General features: G+C 60.1%; 16 protein-coding genes. 14 read left to right on the forward strand and 2 right to left on the reverse strand.

What is annotated here, in order from left to right:
• Positions 1 to 6: 6 nt before the first annotated feature.
• The 13 genes from AC07M1_RS03785 (at position 7) to rfbA (ending at position 15916) form a co-directional block, all read left to right on the forward strand.
• A complete protein-coding gene (locus tag AC07M1_RS03785; RefSeq protein WP_495161228.1) occupies positions 7 to 2214 on the forward strand; it encodes a GumC family protein in 2208 nt (735 codons plus the stop codon).
• Positions 2215 to 2318: 104 nt separating this feature from the next.
• On the forward strand, positions 2319 to 3446 hold the full coding sequence (locus tag AC07M1_RS03790; protein ID WP_495161229.1) for a hypothetical protein: 1128 nt from the start codon (positions 2319 to 2321) through the stop codon (positions 3444 to 3446).
• A gap of 381 nt (positions 3447 to 3827) precedes the next feature.
• Positions 3828 to 5471 carry a glycosyl hydrolase family 28-related protein gene (locus AC07M1_RS03795; RefSeq protein WP_495161230.1) on the forward strand — a complete coding sequence of 548 codons (1644 nt, stop codon included), beginning with the start codon at positions 3828 to 3830 and terminating at the stop codon, positions 5469 to 5471.
• A 66-nt stretch (positions 5472 to 5537) separates the two neighbouring features.
• The gene (locus AC07M1_RS03800) at positions 5538 to 6911 is read left to right on the forward strand and encodes a sugar transferase (protein WP_495161231.1); all 1374 of its coding nucleotides are present in this window, start codon (positions 5538 to 5540) and stop codon (positions 6909 to 6911) included.
• A gap of 27 nt (positions 6912 to 6938) precedes the next feature.
• On the forward strand, positions 6939 to 8288 hold the full coding sequence (locus tag AC07M1_RS03805) for a lipopolysaccharide biosynthesis protein (protein WP_495161232.1): 1350 nt from the start codon (positions 6939 to 6941) through the stop codon (positions 8286 to 8288).
• Positions 8285 to 9376 (forward strand): hypothetical protein, encoded by a 1092-nt coding sequence (locus AC07M1_RS03810; protein WP_495161233.1) that lies wholly within the window; start codon positions 8285 to 8287, stop codon positions 9374 to 9376. The genes AC07M1_RS03805 and AC07M1_RS03810 overlap by 4 nt, the downstream gene beginning before the upstream one ends.
• A gap of 1 nt (position 9377) precedes the next feature.
• Positions 9378 to 10349, forward strand: coding sequence for a glycosyltransferase (locus AC07M1_RS03815; protein ID WP_495161234.1), 972 nt, complete (start codon positions 9378 to 9380; stop codon positions 10347 to 10349).
• 10 nt (positions 10350 to 10359) lie between these two features.
• Positions 10360 to 11442 carry a DUF1972 domain-containing protein gene (locus tag AC07M1_RS03820; RefSeq protein WP_495161235.1) on the forward strand — a complete coding sequence of 361 codons (1083 nt, stop codon included), beginning with the start codon at positions 10360 to 10362 and terminating at the stop codon, positions 11440 to 11442.
• A 1-nt stretch (position 11443) separates the two neighbouring features.
• Complete coding sequence (locus AC07M1_RS03825; RefSeq protein WP_495161236.1) at positions 11444 to 12454, forward strand: class I SAM-dependent methyltransferase; 1011 nt, start codon at positions 11444 to 11446, stop codon at positions 12452 to 12454.
• Positions 12455 to 12497: 43 nt separating this feature from the next.
• The gene (gene rfbC / locus AC07M1_RS03830; protein ID WP_495161237.1) at positions 12498 to 13061 is read left to right on the forward strand and encodes a dTDP-4-dehydrorhamnose 3,5-epimerase; all 564 of its coding nucleotides are present in this window, start codon (positions 12498 to 12500) and stop codon (positions 13059 to 13061) included.
• Positions 13062 to 13074: 13 nt separating this feature from the next.
• Positions 13075 to 14127, forward strand: a complete 1053-nt coding sequence (gene rfbB, locus AC07M1_RS03835) for a dTDP-glucose 4,6-dehydratase (protein WP_495161238.1) — start codon at positions 13075 to 13077, stop codon at positions 14125 to 14127.
• Between the two features lie 32 nt (positions 14128 to 14159).
• Positions 14160 to 15050 carry a dTDP-4-dehydrorhamnose reductase gene (gene rfbD / locus AC07M1_RS03840; protein ID WP_495161239.1) on the forward strand — a complete coding sequence of 297 codons (891 nt, stop codon included), beginning with the start codon at positions 14160 to 14162 and terminating at the stop codon, positions 15048 to 15050.
• Positions 15047 to 15916 (forward strand): glucose-1-phosphate thymidylyltransferase RfbA, encoded by an 870-nt coding sequence (gene rfbA, locus AC07M1_RS03845; protein ID WP_495161240.1) that lies wholly within the window; start codon positions 15047 to 15049, stop codon positions 15914 to 15916. Before rfbD ends, rfbA begins: the two co-directional genes overlap by 4 nt.
• 218 nt (positions 15917 to 16134) lie before the next feature.
• On the opposite strand, the gene AC07M1_RS03850 is transcribed toward rfbA, so the two are convergent.
• Entirely contained in the window at positions 16135 to 16371 is a 237-nt protein-coding gene (locus AC07M1_RS03850; protein WP_495161241.1) for a hypothetical protein, read from the reverse strand.
• Positions 16372 to 16594: 223 nt separating this feature from the next.
• On the reverse strand, positions 16595 to 17383 hold the full coding sequence (locus AC07M1_RS03855; protein WP_495161242.1) for a metallophosphoesterase family protein: 789 nt from the start codon (positions 17381 to 17383) through the stop codon (positions 16595 to 16597).
• Positions 17384 to 17461: 78 nt separating this feature from the next.
• On the opposite strand from AC07M1_RS03855, the gene AC07M1_RS03860 reads away from it, so the two are divergent.
• Complete coding sequence (locus tag AC07M1_RS03860) at positions 17462 to 18514, forward strand: M48 family metallopeptidase (RefSeq protein WP_495161243.1); 1053 nt, start codon at positions 17462 to 17464, stop codon at positions 18512 to 18514.
• The last annotated feature ends 5 nt before the right edge of the window (positions 18515 to 18519 follow it).

Consider the following 18519-nt stretch of genomic DNA (forward strand, 5'->3'; position numbering starts at 1 on the left):
TTTTAGATGAATCTTGTCGGTCTTGCGTCTTCCTCTGCCGCTCCGCAGGGTGTTTCCGGTCTGCCGGTCGCCACCCAAGGCGGCGATCCGGTGCCCTTGATTCGCCAGTACCTGCGCATCGCGCTGCGCTGGCGCTATGTCATCGCCGGTGCGGTGGCGATCTGCGTCATTCTGGCCCTCGTCATCACGATGCTTATGACGCCGAAATATACGGCGACGTCGACCATCGAGATTTCACGCGATTCCAATCAGGTGACGAACTTCCAAGGGGTTGAGCGGGAGACCAGCGTTGCCGATCAGGAGTTCTATCAGACCCAATACGGGCTGCTGCGATCGCGTGTTCTGGCTGAACGCGTCGCCGCTCAACTTCGTTTGACCGACAGCAAGGCCTTTTTCGAGCGCTTTGACGCGGACCAGGACGACGTGGCTTTCCGTGAGGTCAACGGTCAATATACTGCTGACGGCCGTGCGGCGCGCCAGCGGATCGCCGGAGAAGTGCTCCTTAAGCATGTTGGAATTGAGCCGACCCGGCTGTCGCGATTGGTCGAGATTAACTTTACAAGTCCCGACGCAGACTTTTCCCAGCGAGTGGCCAATGCCTGGGCCGAAAATTTCATCCAAACGAATTTGGAGCGCAAGGTTCAGGCAACCTCTTATGGCCGCAACCTTCTCGAGCGGCAGCTTGGCCAGGCCAAGGAGCGGTTGGATGAATCGCAGCGGCAGCTCGTCACCTATGCCGAGCAGCAGCGCATCATCAATTTGCCCAGCCAGGGCAGCGGCGAAAACTCGACCGCCGAACGATCGATCGTGGCCGACGAGTTGGCCTCGTTGAACACCGCGCTTTCGCAGGCGACTGCGGACCGGATAGCGGTTGAGTCCCGTTTCCGCGAAGCCGGTAATAGCGGCCAGTCACCCGAGGCTCTGCGCAATCAGGCGATAAATTTGCTGCGCCAGCGTCGTGCGGAGCTCGCTGCTGACTATCAGCGCCTGATGGTTCAGTTCGAGCCCGAATATCCACCAGCGCGTGCGCTCCAGTCTCAAATCGATCAGCTCGATCGCTCGCTCGCTCGCGAGGAAAGCCGCGTGTCGGGATCGGTCCAGGCGGAATACCGCCAGGCAGCTGAGCGCGAAAATGCGCTCCGGCAGCGCGTGGAGCGGTTGAAGTCGAATTATCTCGATCTGCGCCGCCGCAGTATCCAGTATAATATCTATCAGCAGGAAGTGGACACCAACCGGGCCCTGTATGACGGGCTGCTTCAACGGTTCAAGGAGATCGGTGTCGCTGGCGGTGTGGGCGTCAACAATGTCGCGATCGTCGATCCCGCTGATGTGCCCCAAAAGCCGTCTAGCCCGCGTGTTCTACTCAACTTGCTCGTAGCGCTCGTCGTCGGTCTGGGCATTGGTGCCGGCGTGGCCTTCGCGCTCGAACAGACGGATGAGGCGATAGCCGATCCTGGAGAGGTGGAGCGTCGTCTCGGCCTGCCGTTGCTCGGATCCGTCCCTAAGGTAGAAGATGTCGAACCACGTGAGGCATTGTTGGATCGAAAGTCCGATCTGGTTGATGCCTATCTGGCGATACAGACCAGCCTCGGCTTCACCACCGAGCACGGCGTGCCGCGGTCGCTTGCTGTCACCTCAACCCGACCGGCGGAAGGGAAATCGACTACAGCACTCGCCATCGCTACGATGCTTGCGCGTACGCACAAGCGGGTCATCCTCGTCGACGGCGATATGCGCTCGCCGTCGGTTCATCAGCTGGGCGGGGTCGATCATGATCGCGGGCTCAGCAATTTCCTCACCGGACAGGAGGATATCGGGCAGCTGACCTTCGAGATGCGTGACTTGGGCTTTACGGCGATGTCTGCGGGTCCCATTCCGCCAAATGCTGCTGAATTGCTTACCGGTCACCGCCTGCCGCTGCTCCTTACGCGACTGCTCGAGAGCTATGATCATGTCGTGATCGATAGCCCGCCTGTTATGGGTCTCGCCGATGCGCCGCTGATTGCAAGTCGCGTCGAGGGTGTTGTCTATGCCGTCGAATCGCACGGAATCCGTTCGAGCTTGGTCAAGACGGCGCTTCAGCGTCTGGTGGCTGCGAATGCGCATATCTTGGGCGGCGTCCTCACCAAGTTCGAGGCACGCAAGGCGCACTACGGTTATGGATATGAGTACGGCTATGGCTATGGCCGCACAGAAGCTGATACGAGCCGGTAATGGCGGGCCGCGGCCTTCCTGGAATCTTTCGACGCTCACCGCGTGAATGGGCAGTGCGAGGTGTGGTTGTTCTAGCCGCATTGGCGCTGGGTTATATTTCCCTTGTGCAGGCGTTTGCGATCGCTGTCGCCCGCTCATCGCTGGAGAGAGCGCATGCGCTCTCGCCCGATGATGGCAAGATTGCTGGCGAATTCGCCAGGCAACTCGTGGTTAGCGAGAAGACCAGCAGCGGCGATACACCGGCCGTTCGGATCGCGCGCGGCGCGCTTGTCGATGAACCGCTCACGCCAGCTGCATTGACGGTCATTGCAATTAAGGCCCAGCTGCGGGGCGATGTCGCTGCGGCCCGACGGCTGCTTGCTCATTCCGATGAGCTGTCGCGACGTGACCTTGGTACCCGTTTCTTGCTGATCGAGGATGCGGTGGCTCGGGAGGACGTATCCGCCGCGCTTCGTAACTATGACATTGCGTTGCGCACTTCGAGAGCCGCGTTCGACACATTGTTTCCCGTGCTAACTGTGGCTGTTGCTGATCCGGCCATCATGCGCCCTCTCGCGGACTTGCTTGCAAAGCGTCCCCCTTGGGGCGAGCCGTTCGTTCGGCACATTGCGGTAAACGGTCCGGATCCGCGTGCGACCACGGCGTTGTTCAAGGCGCTGTTGCAGCGTGGCGTTTCAATCCCGGATGACATCATGGCCGGGCTGATCAACACGTTGGCGACACGCGGCGCCGTTGCCGATGCCTGGTTCTTCTATCAAACGGTTCGCGAGCGTTCCGATCTTCGCGCGTCGCGCGATCCGGTATTCGCTGCGCAGCTCGTCGAGCCGACGGTATTCGACTGGACGCCGGTCATGAACGAGGCGGGTATCAACGCCTCGATCCAGCGAACAGCGGAAGGGGGCGTTTTCGAGTTCTCGGTGCCGTCGTCTGTCGGCGGCATCGTGCTTCAGCAGATGCAACGCCTCCCCCCGGGACGCTATCGGCTGGAAGGGCAGGCGATAGACATGCGTGAGCCTGCTGCCACGCGGCCTTATTGGGCTCTGGTCTGTTCCGATGCGCGCGAGATTGGCCGCGTTGAACTCTCTGAAGCCGGGAGGTTTGCTGGCGATTTCGTCGTTGGTAGCAACTGCCCGGCACAATTGTTGCGGCTGATCGCTCGCGCGTCACCTGAAGTAGGCGGCGTCTCGGGACAGATTGTACGGGCGGTGTTACGCCCGGTTGGGGAACGATGATGAGGTCAGCGGTCCGCATGGCAATAATGGTGCTTGGCGTAGCGCCGATGACCGCGTTCGCTCAAAGCGCGGAGCCCGCTGCGGAAGCAGGTCCGCAGCCTGTGATCATAACGCCGCGAGCCGGAGAGATGGCGGAAGTGACGCCCGGCCGAGTGGGGCAACGTCAGTCATCCGCGGATGCCAGCGTCAAAGCAGGCGTGCAACCTATGGCAAGGGTATCCGGTCGCGTGGCAAACCGCATTCAGTCGCGCATTCGAAACCGCATCGATCGCAATTATGACCCGATGGCGAACGCTGCGCTTCCCTTCGAGGTCGCCGCTGATCGGGTTCGCTCAACAACGAACGCGCGGCGCTAGAGCCGGTCGTAGCCGGAGAGCTCGAATGGCGGCTTTGATCGAAATTTCCCGGCGCGGCTTCATGGGGAGCGCGTTGCCCGCGATCACTGTCGGCGCGGTCTCGTCCCTGGCTTCCGCCGCTGAAGTGGGGGCGGCAAACACCGCGGTTGTCGATGTTGGCGCATTCGGTGCGAAGGGTGATGGTGGGCATGACGATCATGCCGCAATAACCGCTGCGTTGCGAGCGGCGAACGTAGTAACCCTCGGACCAGGACGCTTTCGTGTCAGTGCACCTATTCGTCTGAGCGACGGCCAAGCCCTTCGCGGCGCCGGGTGCGGTGGATGGGAACCCTATAGCGGAAAGGGTCCGCCGCCTACCGCTGGCCGAACCGAAATTATTGTCGATGCCGGAACGGCAATCGATGCGCGAGACAGTAACAATGTTCAGATCTCGGGTCTTGCGCTGCGTTCGCGCAAGGCGAGACAATCGGCATGGGCCTATCCGCCAGGATTCCAAGCCGGCACCGTCGGCATCGATATCGTCGGCGCGCTTCAGTTCAATGCCCGCGACATTTCGTTCCATGGGCTGGAGGTCGGGTTGTCGGCGGTCGCCGACAGCGGCCGTACGGCCCAGATGCCAGTGCTGGTCGATTGGAGCGCACATGATTGTGCGACGGTAGTGCGCATGGTGTCGCGTACTGCAGGCTTCAATCCAGTTCGAGATCCCCGTATAGCTGGATGTGTAGCGGCCGTGCATTGCGGCGTGGTCGTCGAAGCTCGGCATTGCGATGGCCTGCGGATCGAGAATTGCCGGTTCTTCCAATGCTCAGGCAACGCCGTCTCAATTCAAGATACCCCGTTTGTCATGATTGTCGGGACCACGATGTTCGAGACAGCGGAGGCGACGCTCGCGATGCGGGGCTGTACCGCCGTCACGCTGACTGGCGTTCAACTTGTCCGCGCCGGCTTCTATCACCCGCCGCCGGCCGTTCAGCGTCCGGCAGTGCTACTTGAACGCTGCGAGGATGTTTCGTTCGAGGGGCTAATCGAACGGCCAATGGGGCGCGCGTTCTCGATAGCTGATTGCCGTAATGTGTCGATCAGCGGGGCGATCGCAACGCCGTTCTGGTCTACGGGCAGCCTTGGCAGCAATGACGGGGCCATCTTTGTTGAGCGATCGACATCGATGATGCTGAATGCTTCGTTCAGCGGACAGGATTACTGGATGGCGGTGCTCGCGGACGCTCAGAGCGCGCCGACGATCAACGGGCGCATCGTGACGGAGTCTTCCGCGGGCGTCGTGCGCTGTGTGGGTTTGCAGAGTCCGCCGCTCGGGCACTTGATTCGTATCACCACGCCAATGTCGGTCGCTGCTGGACGACCCGCGCTGATTGACACGCTACGCATCCTTGTGCCGTCGCGCTCTGCGTTGGTTTCCCGCAGCGTCTGCGTGACGAGCGCAGATGTCTTGGTCGGGACAGGCAATTTGCGCTGGCGTCGTGAAACGACGGAACCCGGCGGCGGTAGCCTTTCGCTTGAGCGCCATGTCATCCATGAGAACGCCACTGGACAATCCCGCTACGCGCTGGTTCCGATCGGCTTGCACAATCCGGGTGCTCGCGAGGTGACAGTTCCCGCAGGCTCGGAAATCAGCATGTCGCTCGCCATTGAAAAGCTGAAGGGGCGCTGATCTCGATGTCACAGCTCTCGACTGCGAGCCCTTGCCCGACTATTGGGCGGGGCACGTACCGACCAGGTGAAGCGATGGATCGGCGCGGACGCCGACATCCTCTACCGACCGCCGACACGGTCCTTTTCCGACAACGGAATGCAGATCATGCTAGTAGCCGCGAGTAATCCCGATCATGGCACCAGCCGCACATCGATCTTTAGCCGCCTGAGATTTCAGCTGCCGGTACTATGGGCCGTATCGGTCGGCATCCCCGCGTTAATGGTCTATTCCGGCGTGATGACGGTTGATACGTACCGCGCTGCCATTAACAGTGCGGTTGCGTCGGCGCTGGCCGGATTGGTCGGCCTTATCACGGTTCGCAGGGTTGATGCCTTCCCCGGGATTCGCTCCTACGCGTTCATTTTGCCTGCGCTTGCCGCCGCATTCGGTCTGGCTCTCGTTCTCACCTTCGGATTGCGCTTGGCCTACAGCCGGTCAGTCTTCCTCGGCAGCTTTGCGCTGTCGGTGTTTGTTGTCGTGATCCTGGTCTACATCGCGGAGCGAACCAAGCGGCTATGCTTCTACATCGTGCCTGGCGGGGATGCGGAAGCGTTGCAGGATATCGCGGGTGCTCAGTGGGAAGAGTTCGAGCGCCCGGAGATGCCTCCCTCCCACGCAATGCTTGTTGCCGATTTTCGGTACGATCACGAAGACGTCTGGGAGCGTCTGCTGGCGCAAGCTGCCATCAGCGGTCGCGTGGTTTATCACTCGAAACTGCTGCGGGAATCGCTGACCGGTAAGGTCACGATCGGGCATCTATCGGAAAACAGCTTCGGTTCGTTGGTGCCAAACTTGGCCTATCGGAAGATGAAGCGGGTTGTGGACCTTGCGGCATGTGTGGCCCTGATACCGTTTCTGGTTCTTCCGATGCTTGTCATTGCGATAGTCATTCGCCTTGACTCCAAGGGGCCAGCTTTCTTCATGCAGGAACGGATGGGCTATCGCGGAGAGATCTTTAGAATGATCAAATTCCGCACGATGCGGTCGCGCGTTGTGGGAGAAAGTGAGGACGCTGCCCGCCAGGACGCGATGACGCGGGCCGAGGATTCTCGGATCACGCGGTCCGGACGGTTCTTGCGGCGCACGCGTCTCGATGAGTTGCCGCAGATACTGAACATTCTGCGCGGAGAGATGAGCTGGATAGGACCGCGTCCCGAAGCCGTGGCGTTGTCACAATGGTATGAGCGGGAAATTCCGTTCTACAGCTATCGGCATATCATCCGCCCTGGCATCAGCGGCTGGGCGCAGGTTCATCAGGGGCACGTGACTGATCTCGATGCCATCAATGAGAAGCTTGCCTACGACTTCTACTACGTGAAGTATTTTTCGGCGTGGCTCGACATGATCATCGTATTTAGAACCATACCGACCATGGTTGGCGGTTTTGGCGCCAAGTAGAAGCAGCCATTTTCAAGGGGCTCCCAAGTGACTGCTCGGACAATCGCTGCGCACAAGCGCTTCGATCGCGATGTCGCGTGGAGCGCGTTTGCGATGCTCGTGCCGATTGCTTTCGGCTTGATAGGCCTGCCGATTATCTTTCGTAATGTCGGCGAAACCGTCTTCAGCCTTTTTCTTCTTTCGTTCGGTGCGATTAATTTCGCGCCAAGCTTGGACCTAGGTCTGGCACGCACGGCGCAACGCCGCATAGCCTATGCGAATTCGGTTCATCCGGACGATCAGCGTGTGCTTGTGCGCCATTCCTTGCGGCGGGCGCTTGCGATATCGATGACTGCGGCTCTCGTTGTGGCAGTGCTGGGGATTGTGCTGTTTCCAGCGGTTGGCGGCGGGCCGCCGATTGGTCTTGCGGCGGTCACCGGGGTCGGGGTCGGTGTCGCGATCTATGCAAACACGCAACGCGCTGTGCTCGAAGGGCTCGGCGCCTTTTCGCGGTCGGCGCTAAATCGGGCGGTTGTCGGTGTGCTGCTCATCGGGGCCGCACTGATCTTGTCGTTCTTCGTTCGGGATGCAACCGCCTTGAGCCTTGCGTCACTCATCGTGCGGTTGCCATTTGTCTGGGAGCAGCGGCGAGCAATTCAGGCCGTGGTGCTAGAACGTGATCGTGAGGCACCCGCAGCACGTGAGGACGTTGTCTCCGGCTTCATGCGAGAAAGCGGATGGTTTGCGCTGTTGTCGGTGTTGGCTGTCGCGATGTCCGGTTTTGACCGGTATATTCTGATCGGCTGGGGCGGCTTGGGCGGCCAGGCGTTGGCGGTGTTTCTGGCGACGCAGGACCTGGCCTTGCGGGCGATTGCAGTCCCCACGGCGTTATTGCCCGCGCTGATGGTTCGGCTCGCTGCTGCGGCCGATCCGGCCACTGTCCGCCTGCTGTCGCGACGGCTGTTCCTTGCGTTGATTCCGCTGGTCATATTGGGCTGCCTCGCTGTTGCCTGGTTTAGCGAGCCGATCGCGGGATTGTTGTATCCGGCGCTGCCCCGGGCGGAAACTTCCGCTGCCATCCATATCCTGCTTTTTGGCGTGGCGAGCAGCGCGATCGCCCAGTTTCCAATGGCGCGTCTTGTCGCGGGGGGCGGCGCGCGCGACGCGGCATATATGCACCTCGCCGAATTCGCTCTCTACATGGCCATCGCGCCGTTCGTCATCGCGCGCTTTGGCGCGCTGGGGGCCGCCGCGCTTTGGTCCGGCCGCATCTGCCTTGACACGGTCTTGTTGATTGCATGGAGCGGCATGCGCCGAGCGGAGCATGGGGCGAGGACGGAAGCCTCTCTTCTTGCCTGTTCGATTGCCGCCTTGTTGCTTATTTGGTGGCTCGTATGAGTGAGATTGCCCAGCCATCAGACCACCGCTTGACGGTTCAGCCGCACTGGCTGAGCCGTGCTCGCGTTTTCGCGTTTCCGCTGCTGACCAATCTCTGGCCATTGCTGCTCTTTGTATCGCAGAAGGTGTTCGTAATACCCGGCCTTATCCTTGCCGGGTTTGGAGATCAGGCCTATCGGCGGGATATGCTGATCGCGTTCGCGGCCAGCTTCTGCGGCCTGCTCGTGTATCTGACTCAAGCCGATAATGGCTACGCTCAGGTCCACTTTGTCGGATTTCTGCTCTTTATTTGGTCGGTGCCGGTCGTCAATCATTCTGTGAGGTTTGACGCAATCGCGTTAAGGCGCGCGTTGACCTACCTGACGCTCTTCAATGTCTTGATGGGCTTCTTTCTGCTCGTTTCGAATATCGATCTCTACGGTCTGCGCGGCCTCAATCGCGTGGTCGGTACCGATGGCGCCACTCACCGAGTCTATTTTGAATCCTCAAGCCTTGCTGCGGTCGCGCTGGCGACAACGTTCAAGCGCCGATGGCTTCAGATCGCCGTTGTCGTTGCTGTGCTGGCATTCATGATTTTCGTTGCTCGCAGCGTGGCGATCATCGTTCTGCTCGCGCTGAATTTCCTTCTGCCCTATCTCCTGCGCAGCACGCCGCTCGTGAAGCTGCTGGTTTTTGCTGCGGGCTTCGCGTTCCTGTTCATCATCTATATCTATCTTCCCGTCCTCCGTCCCGATGTCGATCTGAGCCTGAGGGCCAAACAGTTCCAGTTCGATGTCATCATCGGTTCGTTGAGTGGCTGGTCGGGGTGGGGATGGGGAGCATATCTTCCGCCTTTGGCGAGTGATCCAGAACAGCCCTACCAAATCGAGATGCAGCTGCCGATGCTCTTGCTGCAGTTGGGGCCGATCGCATTGGCTGCACTTTCAGGACTGATCTGGATGCATTTCGCCAACTGCACGACCAAGCAATGGCTGGCGCTCGGGCGGTTCGTGATCTTCATGGGTATCGGCTTCAATAATCCATGGCTGTTCTTGCCGTCCTGGTTCCTTACTTGTCAGTTGTTGTTCCGTTATGAAGAGGCCAGGTAGAATGTCCCATTTCGGCGTCATCCTGTGCAGCCATAACGGCGAGCAATTCATTGCGGATCAGATTCGTTCGATTCTCGAGCAGCGCGAGAATGTCGATTCCATTCATGTCCATGATTTCGCGTCGCGCGACGGTACCTGCCGGGTCGTCGAGGGGCTGGTGGCGACTTCAGAAGGGCGCGTATCGTTAACCGCGCACACAACGGCACCCGGACCGGCGGCCTCGTTCATTGAGGCGTTGCGTCTTACGTTGCCACTGCTGCCGGCGGACGCGTCGATCCTGTTCGTCGATCAGGACGACGTGTGGTTGCCGCATAAGCTTGACGTGCTTCGTCGCGAGATGAAGGCTCAGGACCTTAACCCCGCCGATCCGATCCTGATCTTTCACGACGTCAATGTCGTCGATACCGATTTGGATCTGATTCGACCGACCTATTATACCGGCAATCCCTTCAGCGTGCCGCGCGATCTTGATCCCGTACGATTGATGATGGCCAATCCGGCAATCGGACACACCATGCTGCTGTCCGCGCCACTGGCACGCCAAGTGGTCGATTGGCCGGACTTGCATTGCTATATGATGCACGATTGGTTGGCGATCCTGATCGCAAGCAGGGTCGGGCGGGTTCACCATATAGCGGAGGCTCTGAGCCTCTATCGTCAGCACGACAGCAATCTGCTGGGAGCCTACCGAACACGGCGCCGGGTCGCGCCCGTGGCGAGGCTGATGCGGTTCGTCGATCGCCTGACGCGTCAATCTGTATGCTTTTCGCGATCGGTTACGGAACTCGCCGGTCGGACTGACGAGAGTGGTGTCGCGGTGCACCTTGAGTCCGCTTGTCGGCGCGGCTATCGGTCGGCGGCACTGGCCCTGGGGCTGGCGGCATTCCGCCGGGGGCCGACGTGGCAACGCAAGGCGATCGGCCTCCTTCTCCTAGCCCGAGCGATCATTGGGCCCCTGGCGAATTCTAAGTGAAAGAGATGCTTTGAAGCTTGCGATCATCGGCACTGACGGCTTGCCTGCGCGCTATGGCGGGTTTGAGACGTTCGCGATGGAGGTTTCTCCCCACCTCGTCGCATTGGGGCATGAGGTACTTGTCGTTGGCTCCTCGGTCGGGCGGCCTGCCGGTGAGGCCGGGCCTGAAGGGGTCATGATCCGAAACCTTCCGTTGCGGGCCAACGGTGCCGCATCGATACCCTTCGACCTTATGAGTCTGGCGTCGGTCACTCGCTGGGCGGATGCCGTCATTCTGTTGGGTGTGTCGGCTGGGCCGTTCGTGCCGATCATGCGACGTTTCGTCAGGAACGGGAACCTCATCGTCAACGTCGACGGATTGGAATCTCGACGGCAGAAGTGGTCGACGCTGGGGAAGCGTTATCTCGGCTGGGCTGAACGTGTTGCCATACGCGGCGCGCGGCATGTCGTTGCCGACAATGACGCGATTGCGGATATCATCGCTCACGAACACAACCGCGCTTCCACGACGATCGCCTATGGTTCCGATCATGTGCGTTCGATCGATGGCGAGGCCCGCCGTCAGATTCTGGCGGATTTTGCTCTTGAGGAAGGCGGCTTTTTTCTCACGATCGCGCGGATCGAGCGAGAGAACAACATTGACATGATGCTGGGTGCGATCGAGCCGGATGATGAGCATCCCTATGTTATCATTGGGAACTTTTCGGGTACCGAATATGGCAGGGCAATCTGGGAGCGCTATTCGGCGCACCCGCGCGTTATGCTCGTGGCCTCGAACTACGATCCCAATGTGCTCGCCGCGCTGCGGTCTGGATGTCGTGCCTACCTGCATGGGCACAGCGTTGGAGGCACGAACCCATCACTGGTGGAGGTTCTGCCTTATGGCTGTCCGGTGTTGGCATATGAGTGTTCGTTCAATCAGCGCACGATGAACGGGGAGGGTGGTTACTTCACGTCCTCGAAGAGTCTGCGCAACATACTGATAGAAAACAATTTCGCGCGTTATGCGCCGTCGCCGGCGCTTCGCGACGACCCGCGCTACCGGTGGCGGACGATTGCGCAAAGCTATGCCGCTCTGGCGGCAGGAGAGTAAGATGCTTGAATCTGTCAATACCTGCCCGATGTGCAAAAGCGACCGTCATCATTCTCGGTTTGAACGCATCCCGGATTTTGTCTTCCGCGCGACGGACGAGTTGTGGCAGATCAACGAGTGCGACAATTGCGGGAGCCTCTTCCTCGCGGAGCGGCCCGTCCCGGCATCGATCGGTCGCTATTACGAGCGGTACTACACTCATGCCGATGAGGCTGGGGAGGCTTCGATCTCCGGTATCTCGGTTCAGTCGGGCATGGCGAAGAAGCTGGCGAACAGCTGGCGTAACCACAAATATGGCAGCCGTCGGCCTTCACTCGGTGTACTGGGCACGGCGGTTGTCGGAGCAACGCCGCCTTTGCGTGGCTGGATCGAAGCGGAGTGCCGCAATCTTCCGGTACGCGAGGCGGGCGCGCCGCCGCTGCGCGTTCTCGATGTGGGCCATGGTGATGCCAGGTTCCTCCGTTTCGTTCGTGAGATCGGGTATGAGGCGGCTGGTGTAGAGATCGATCCCAAGGCGGTTGCCCAAGCCCAGGCCGACGGTCTGGATGTGCATCAGGGTGATATCGACAGCGCCGCGCGCGTCTGGGGCGAGGGCAGTTTTGATTATATCACGCTTAGCCATGTCATCGAGCACGTGCATGAGCCGCGGCACGTAATTGCCGTCGCCGAGCGGTTGTTGCGCCCGGGCGGTCGGCTTTGGATCGAATGCCCTAACCCGGCGTCGCAGGGCCTGAAACGGTACGGGGCTCGTTGGCGAGATCTCGATCCCCCGCGTCATCTGTGCATTCCCAGCTTTGAAGCGATGCGTGACGTCGCTGCAGAAAATGGCCTTGTCGTCGAAGGGCGTTATGCGCGACCGCTCGTTCCGTTCGAGGTCTATCCATTCTCGGCGCGTGCCAGCGGCCAATCCAGCCGTCGTGGATATTTTGAAGCGGCGAAAGCGGAGATTGTAAATAGTCTGGGCGGCGATTCGCGTGAATGGCAGACGGTCACATTTCGCAAAGCCGTATAGATCGACCCAGTTTAGCGACCCTCGTCTTAGGTATCACAAAGCAATGTCCTCATCCGTCCAACTTGTCCGGCCCAAGCGTCATGGCGACGCGCGAGGTTGGTTCACCGAGACCTATAACCGCGAGTCCTTCGCCGCCTTGGGCATCGACTGCACCTTTGTGCAGGACAACCATTCGCTGTCGGTGCCCGCCTTCACGCTACGTGGCTTGCATTTTCAGACGCCGCCCCATGGGCAGGACAAGCTGATACGTTGTATTCGAGGCCGCATCTTTGACGTCGCCGTCGATGTACGGCGCGGGTCGCCGACCTATGGAAATTGGGTGGGCGCTGAACTTTCGGCCGAGAATGGGCATCAGCTCTTTGTTCCTATTGGCTTCGCGCACGGCTTCTTGACGCTCGAACCTGACTGCGAAGTCACCTACAAATGCTCGAACACCTACGCGCCCGCTCATGACGGCGGGATCCGCTGGGATAGCGTCGGTATTGACTGGCCGATCGAGGGGGGCGCGGCGCTGGAATTGTCGGCCAAGGATAGGGTTCAACCATCGCTTGCGGAATTTGAAAGCCCATTCGCCTATGACGGTCGCCCGCTCGCGCCGCTTGCCTGAAGGATACTAGACCATGCGCATCTTCGTCACCGGCGGGGCCGGCTTCATCGGTTCGGCGCTCGTACGCCACCTCATCGAGAATACGAGTCATGAGGTACTAAACTTCGACAAGCTGACCTATGCCGGTACATTGTCGACAGTGCAGCGGGTGGCTCAGTCGAACCGCTATCGGTTCATCCAGGGCGATATCTGCGATGTAGATGCGGTGCGTGCGGCAATTGCCGAGTTCCGACCGCAGATCATCACCCACTTGGCGGCGGAAAGCCATGTTGACCGTTCGATTGATGGACCTGGCGCGTTCGTCCATACCAACGTCGTCGGCACTTACACCATGCTGGCCGAAGCGCGCGCCTTTTGGGCCGGGCTGGATGGGGTGGAGAAGGCTCAGTTTCGTTTCCATCACATCTCGACTGACGAGGTTTACGGTACTCTGGGTGATACGGGCCTGTTCACCGAGGATACGCCCTACGATCCACGTTCGCCTTATTCAGCGTCGAAGGCAGGCAGTGACCATCTGGTGTCGGCCTGGGGGCATACCTTCGGGTTGCCGGTGCTTATCACCAACTGCTCGAACAACTACGGCCCCTATCACTTCCCCGAAAAGCTCATTCCGTTGATGATCGCCAAGGCATTGGGGGGCGAGCCGCTACCCATTTATGGCAAGGGTGATCAGGTCCGTGACTGGCTCTATGTCGAGGATCATGTCCGAGCGCTGCAGACGGTGTTCGAGCAGGGGCAGCCGGGTCGCACCTACAATATCGGCGGTCACAATGAGCGACAGAATATCGAGGTGGTCAGGGCGCTGTGTGCCATTCTCGACGAGCTTCGCCCTCGTTCCGATGGCCGCCTCTATGCCGAGCAAATGACGGAGGTTGCGGACCGCCCCGGGCATGACAAGCGCTATGCGATCGATGCGGACCGCATTGGCAAGGAGCTTGGCTGGACACCGGCTGAAACGTTCGAGACCGGTATTCGTAAGACCGTCGAATGGTATCTGGAGAACGAAGCCTGGTGGCGCCCGCTGGTCGCCGCCAACGCCGCAGAGCGTCGCGGCGTCGCGGCGTAGGATATCGGTCTGTCGACAATTTGGAAAACACGATGAGCAAGGCGATTCTTGTCACCGGCGGTAGCGGTCAACTCGGTATCGAACTGGGCCGCGCCAACTTGCCTGCGGGCTGGGAATTGGTGACAGTCGATCGTGCGGGTCTCGATCTGGCCAATCCCGCGGCGATCGCCGAAAAGGTGGCCGAGCGCGACTGGGCGGCGGTCATCAATGCCGGCGCCTATACCGCAGTGGATAAGGCGGAGAGCGATCTCGTCGCTGCATGGGCGGTCAATGCGCTAGCGCCGGCTGCGTTCGGTGAAGCTTGTGCCAAAGCGCGTATTCCGCTGGTGCAGGTGTCGACTGACTATGTGTTCGCCGGCGACAAAGACGGCAGGTGGGCGGTTGACGATCCCGTCGGCCCGCTTGGTGTCTATGGCGCATCGAAGCTGGGCGGTGAACTCGCGGTACGGACTTCGGGTGCGCGCCATGCAATCGTGCGCACCGCGTGGGTAGTGTCGGCACACGGCCATAACTTCGTCAAGACGATGCTGCGCGTTGGCGCGGCGCGCGACACGCTGAATGTCGTTGACGATCAGCGAGGTAGTCCGACCAGCGCTGCGGACTTGGCGCGGGCACTCATCACAATCGCGGTGCGCCTGGCTGAAGATCCGGACGCTCCTGCCGGCACCTTTCACTTCAGCAATGGCGGTGCGGTCACTTGGGCCGGCTTCGCGTCGGAGATATTTCGCCAATCTGCTGCGCGGGGCGGTCCCAGCGCCTCGGTCGTGCCAATTACCACTGCTGACTATCCCACCCCCGCGCGGCGTCCTGCTAATTCCCTACTCTGTCACGACGCGATCCGGGGGGCTTATGGTATCGAACCGCGTGCTTGGGAGGCGGCGCTTTGTGACATTCTCGACGAAATCATTGGAGCTGTGAAATGAAGGGCATTATCCTCGCGGGCGGATCAGGAACGCGGCTCCATCCGGCAACGTTGGCAGTCAACAAGCAGCTTCTGCCAGTTTATGACAAGCCGATGATCTATTATCCGCTTAGCGTCCTGATGCTGGCGGGGATTCGCGATATACTCATCATTTCTAGCCCAGAGTATCTGGATAACTATCGGCGCTTATTTGGCAGTGGTTCGGAATTCGGATTGAACATCGAATATGCCGAACAGCCGAGTCCTGATGGCCTTGCCCAAGCCTTCACAATCGGCGCAGACTTCATCGGGAGCGACAATGTCGCGCTGGTTCTGGGCGATAACATCTTTTTCGGTGCGCACCTCACTGATCTCTTGGCCAACGCAGTCGCGCGCAAGTCGGGTGCAACCGTCTTCAGCTACCGCGTCGAGGACCCTGAGCGCTACGGCGTGGTCGAATTGGGTGGGGGCGGTCGCGCGCTGAGCCTCGAAGAAAAGCCTGAGAATCCCAAGTCAAATCACGCCGTTACAGGCCTCTATTTCTATGACAATCGCGTTGTTGACTATGCGCGAAATCTCCAGCCGTCGGCGCGGGGTGAGCTTGAGATCACCGATCTGAATCGCCTCTACATGGAGGCCGGCGACCTCTTCGTTGAGCAGATGGGGCGCGGCTATGCTTGGCTGGATACGGGCACGCACGACAGCTTGCTGGAAGCCGGCGAATTCGTCCGCACGCTTCAACATCGTCAGGGTATCCAGATCGCATGCATCGAGGAGATCGCCTACGAACAGGGTTGGATAACCACAGATCAGGCGCGGGCGGCGGGCGAAAGATTCAAGAAGACGGCCTATGGCCGGGCAATTCTCAACGCGATCCAGTCGGGCTAGTCATTGGCCGCAGGTGGTGTGAATCTGGCCTGCCGCAGCTCCGCGATCGGATCGGGGCAGAGGTTCTTGCTGCGTGGCCTGCATGGGCGCTGACGCTGGGACTCTTCCCATCTGACCCGCATTGGCGAGATAGCGCCCGCCCGGGTATCTCTGCTTCCCTAAAGGCAAAAAAACGGCGGCCGTTAGGCCGCCGTTCAATTTCATCCAAGCTCGTAAGCTTAGTTGCTGTCGGGCTCGTCGTCGCCATCAACCGCGACGAGAATGCCACCGATGACCGCAACGACTGCGAGCAGGGGGATCAGGAAGCCGCCAACGGCCTGATTCGATTCACCGGTTTCGCTGGATGCGCGGACCGATCCAGAATTCGAGATCGACAGCTTCGAGGCCGACGACGCAGCCAGTGCCGGCGACGCCGCGAGCGAGCAGGCCGCAACGGCCATCATCATCTTAGCCAACCGCATCAATAAACTCCCTCTTCATATACAGCTGTCAAGTCTAACTACCGATCCGGAATGGCACAAGCGCCATCCGCTATCAACCGCCAATTTCACCGCTTTCAGGCGAATGGAAACCTGCCGTTGCTTCAACGCCACACAGTGTGCGCGTACCGAAACGGCACCCGACTGCTGCGCAGCGCTATCCTCCATATATGGAGGGTTCGTTAACATGCCTTGACTGCTATTGCAGCTCCGGTGAGGCATTCGTCTGGAGAATCCAACGCTCTGTGCCTTCGAATCCCATCGCCGTGAGTTTTCCGCTGGCATAGGCGCCGGTGTCGATTCCGATCCGGCAGACCCGCTCTTCGACTTCGTCGCGGATGGTATGGCCGTGAACGATGATCTTTTCCAGGACCTCGTTGTGATCGAGAAATTCTTCGCGAATCCAACGAAGTGCGGGTGCGGATTGGTCCGCAAGCTGGACTCCGGGGCGGACTCCCGCATGGACGAACGCATAGTCGCCGAGGATGATCATATCCTCAAATGTGCTGAGGAACTCGATATGCGCGGCCGGAACCTGCGCTCTCATCAACTCGAGCAGAGCGGGGAAGTCGCTCTGCTGATATTGTTGCTCGCTGACGCCATAGCTCAGGATGGTCGGCTTGCCGCCGATCCGGACGAAGAAGGGCAGCGCCTTCTGATCTCCCGAGAGCGCCTTGAGGAAGACCTCCTCATGGTTGCCGAGCAGGAAGCGGATCGAATCGGCGTGCCCGGCCAGATCCATCAATCGCTGGACGACTCCTGCCGAGTCCGGGCCCCGATCGATCAGATCGCCAAGAAAGATGAGAATTGACTCAGCCTCTGAACGACCTGCGTTGTCGGCTTCGATCTGGGCAAGCAGCGTATCGAGCAGATCAAGCCGCCCATGAATATCTCCCACGGCATAGACTCGAATGCCGGCGGGCATCGATCCCTGCGGCGCAGAAGGCGTTGAATTGCGAGAGAACGCTGTAAGAAGGCGACGAAGCATGGGACCGATCACTGTTCGCGGTGGCGGATAGCGCTTGTGAGCTTTTCCATGCAACCTTGATCGTTCAAAGATGGGCCAATGCTTGAACTGTTGAATATCGTCGCGCGCCTGTCTGGACGCGGTCTGACCGTGATCGTCGGACTGTTCGTGTCGCTGTCGGGCCCTGTGGCCGCGCATGAGAATCTTGGCGTCGAGCTTGAGGCGATGCGAGATGCCGACATGCGTCTCACGACGATCGGCTTCCGGTTGAGCGTGGCCGCGGCTGCGTTATGTGATCGCGTCGAACCCGGAATGGGACTTCAACTTCATGTGATTGACCAATATCCGCCTGATGTCCGCGCCTCCATTCGCGCGCATTTCGGGCTGTCGGGGCCGGTGGGTGTCGAGGGCGTTGTGCCGGGTAGCCCTGCGGAGCGCGCTGGCGTCCGGCAAGACGATACGGTGGTGCGTATCGCGGATATTGTGCCCGTTGAGCCCGTGACCGGCGCGATGACCACCGCCACCGTGGCCGGGCTGTCCGCGCAATTGGCTGAGTTGCCCGCAGCCAGCCCGGTTTCCCTGGTGGTTCGCCGGCAGGGGAAGGAACATCATGTCGTGATCACCCCGGTTCCTGCATGCCGGACGCGATACGAGCTTCGTATTGCCGATGCATTCGATGCGCGGGCGAATGGCGAACTGATCCAGATCACCTCAAAGTATCTGGAAGAGACGCCGGATGAGCTGTTGCCAGCGGTGCTAGCGCACGAATTGGCACACAATATCCTGCGCCATCGCGACCGATTGAAGGCAGCTGATGCGGAGTTCGGCCTTGCATCGGGGTTCGGGCGTAATGTCGGGTTGTTTCGCCAAACCGAGATTGAGGCCGATATCCTTTCGGTCCATCTTCTGATGCGCGCGGGCTATGATCCGCGAATTGCCGAGCGTTTCTGGCGAGAGGTCGGGCCGAAGTTGCTTGTAGGCAAGGTTCGTAGCCGCTCGCATCCGTCGCTTGCGGACCGCATCGCGACGATGAAGGCCGAGGTGACTCGCGTCGTCGCCGCTGGCCGGGATGCGAATCTTCCTGAATTTTACCGCCAGCGTGACCGCCCGCTGGACGGAAATTGGCGATCGCTTCTGAATGGCGCGCGTTAGCGGAC

It is taken from the genome of Sphingomonas sp. GW821-FHT10C01 (assembly GCF_059415525.1).

What these genes read in the sequence shown, in the direction of transcription:
- rfbD (WP_495161239.1), top strand. Translation starts at nt 14,160, where the DNA reads ATGAGCAAGGCGATTCTTGTCACCGGCGGTAGCGGTCAACTCGGTATC.
- AC07M1_RS03825 (WP_495161236.1), top strand. Translation starts at nt 11,444, where the DNA reads ATGCTTGAATCTGTCAATACCTGCCCGATGTGCAAAAGCGACCGTCAT.
- AC07M1_RS03785 (WP_495161228.1), top strand. Translation starts at nt 7, where the DNA reads ATGAATCTTGTCGGTCTTGCGTCTTCCTCTGCCGCTCCGCAGGGTGTT.
- AC07M1_RS03860 (WP_495161243.1), top strand. Translation starts at nt 17,462, where the DNA reads ATGCTTGAACTGTTGAATATCGTCGCGCGCCTGTCTGGACGCGGTCTG.
- rfbC (WP_495161237.1), top strand. Translation starts at nt 12,498, where the DNA reads ATGTCCTCATCCGTCCAACTTGTCCGGCCCAAGCGTCATGGCGACGCG.
- AC07M1_RS03795 (WP_495161230.1), top strand. Translation starts at nt 3,828, where the DNA reads ATGGCGGCTTTGATCGAAATTTCCCGGCGCGGCTTCATGGGGAGCGCG.
- rfbA (WP_495161240.1), top strand. Translation starts at nt 15,047, where the DNA reads ATGAAGGGCATTATCCTCGCGGGCGGATCAGGAACGCGGCTCCATCCG.
- AC07M1_RS03810 (WP_495161233.1), top strand. Translation starts at nt 8,285, where the DNA reads ATGAGTGAGATTGCCCAGCCATCAGACCACCGCTTGACGGTTCAGCCG.
- rfbB (WP_495161238.1), top strand. Translation starts at nt 13,075, where the DNA reads ATGCGCATCTTCGTCACCGGCGGGGCCGGCTTCATCGGTTCGGCGCTC.
- AC07M1_RS03815 (WP_495161234.1), top strand. Translation starts at nt 9,378, where the DNA reads ATGTCCCATTTCGGCGTCATCCTGTGCAGCCATAACGGCGAGCAATTC.
- AC07M1_RS03855 (WP_495161242.1), bottom strand. Translation starts at nt 17,383, where the DNA reads ATGCTTCGTCGCCTTCTTACAGCGTTCTCTCGCAATTCAACGCCTTCT.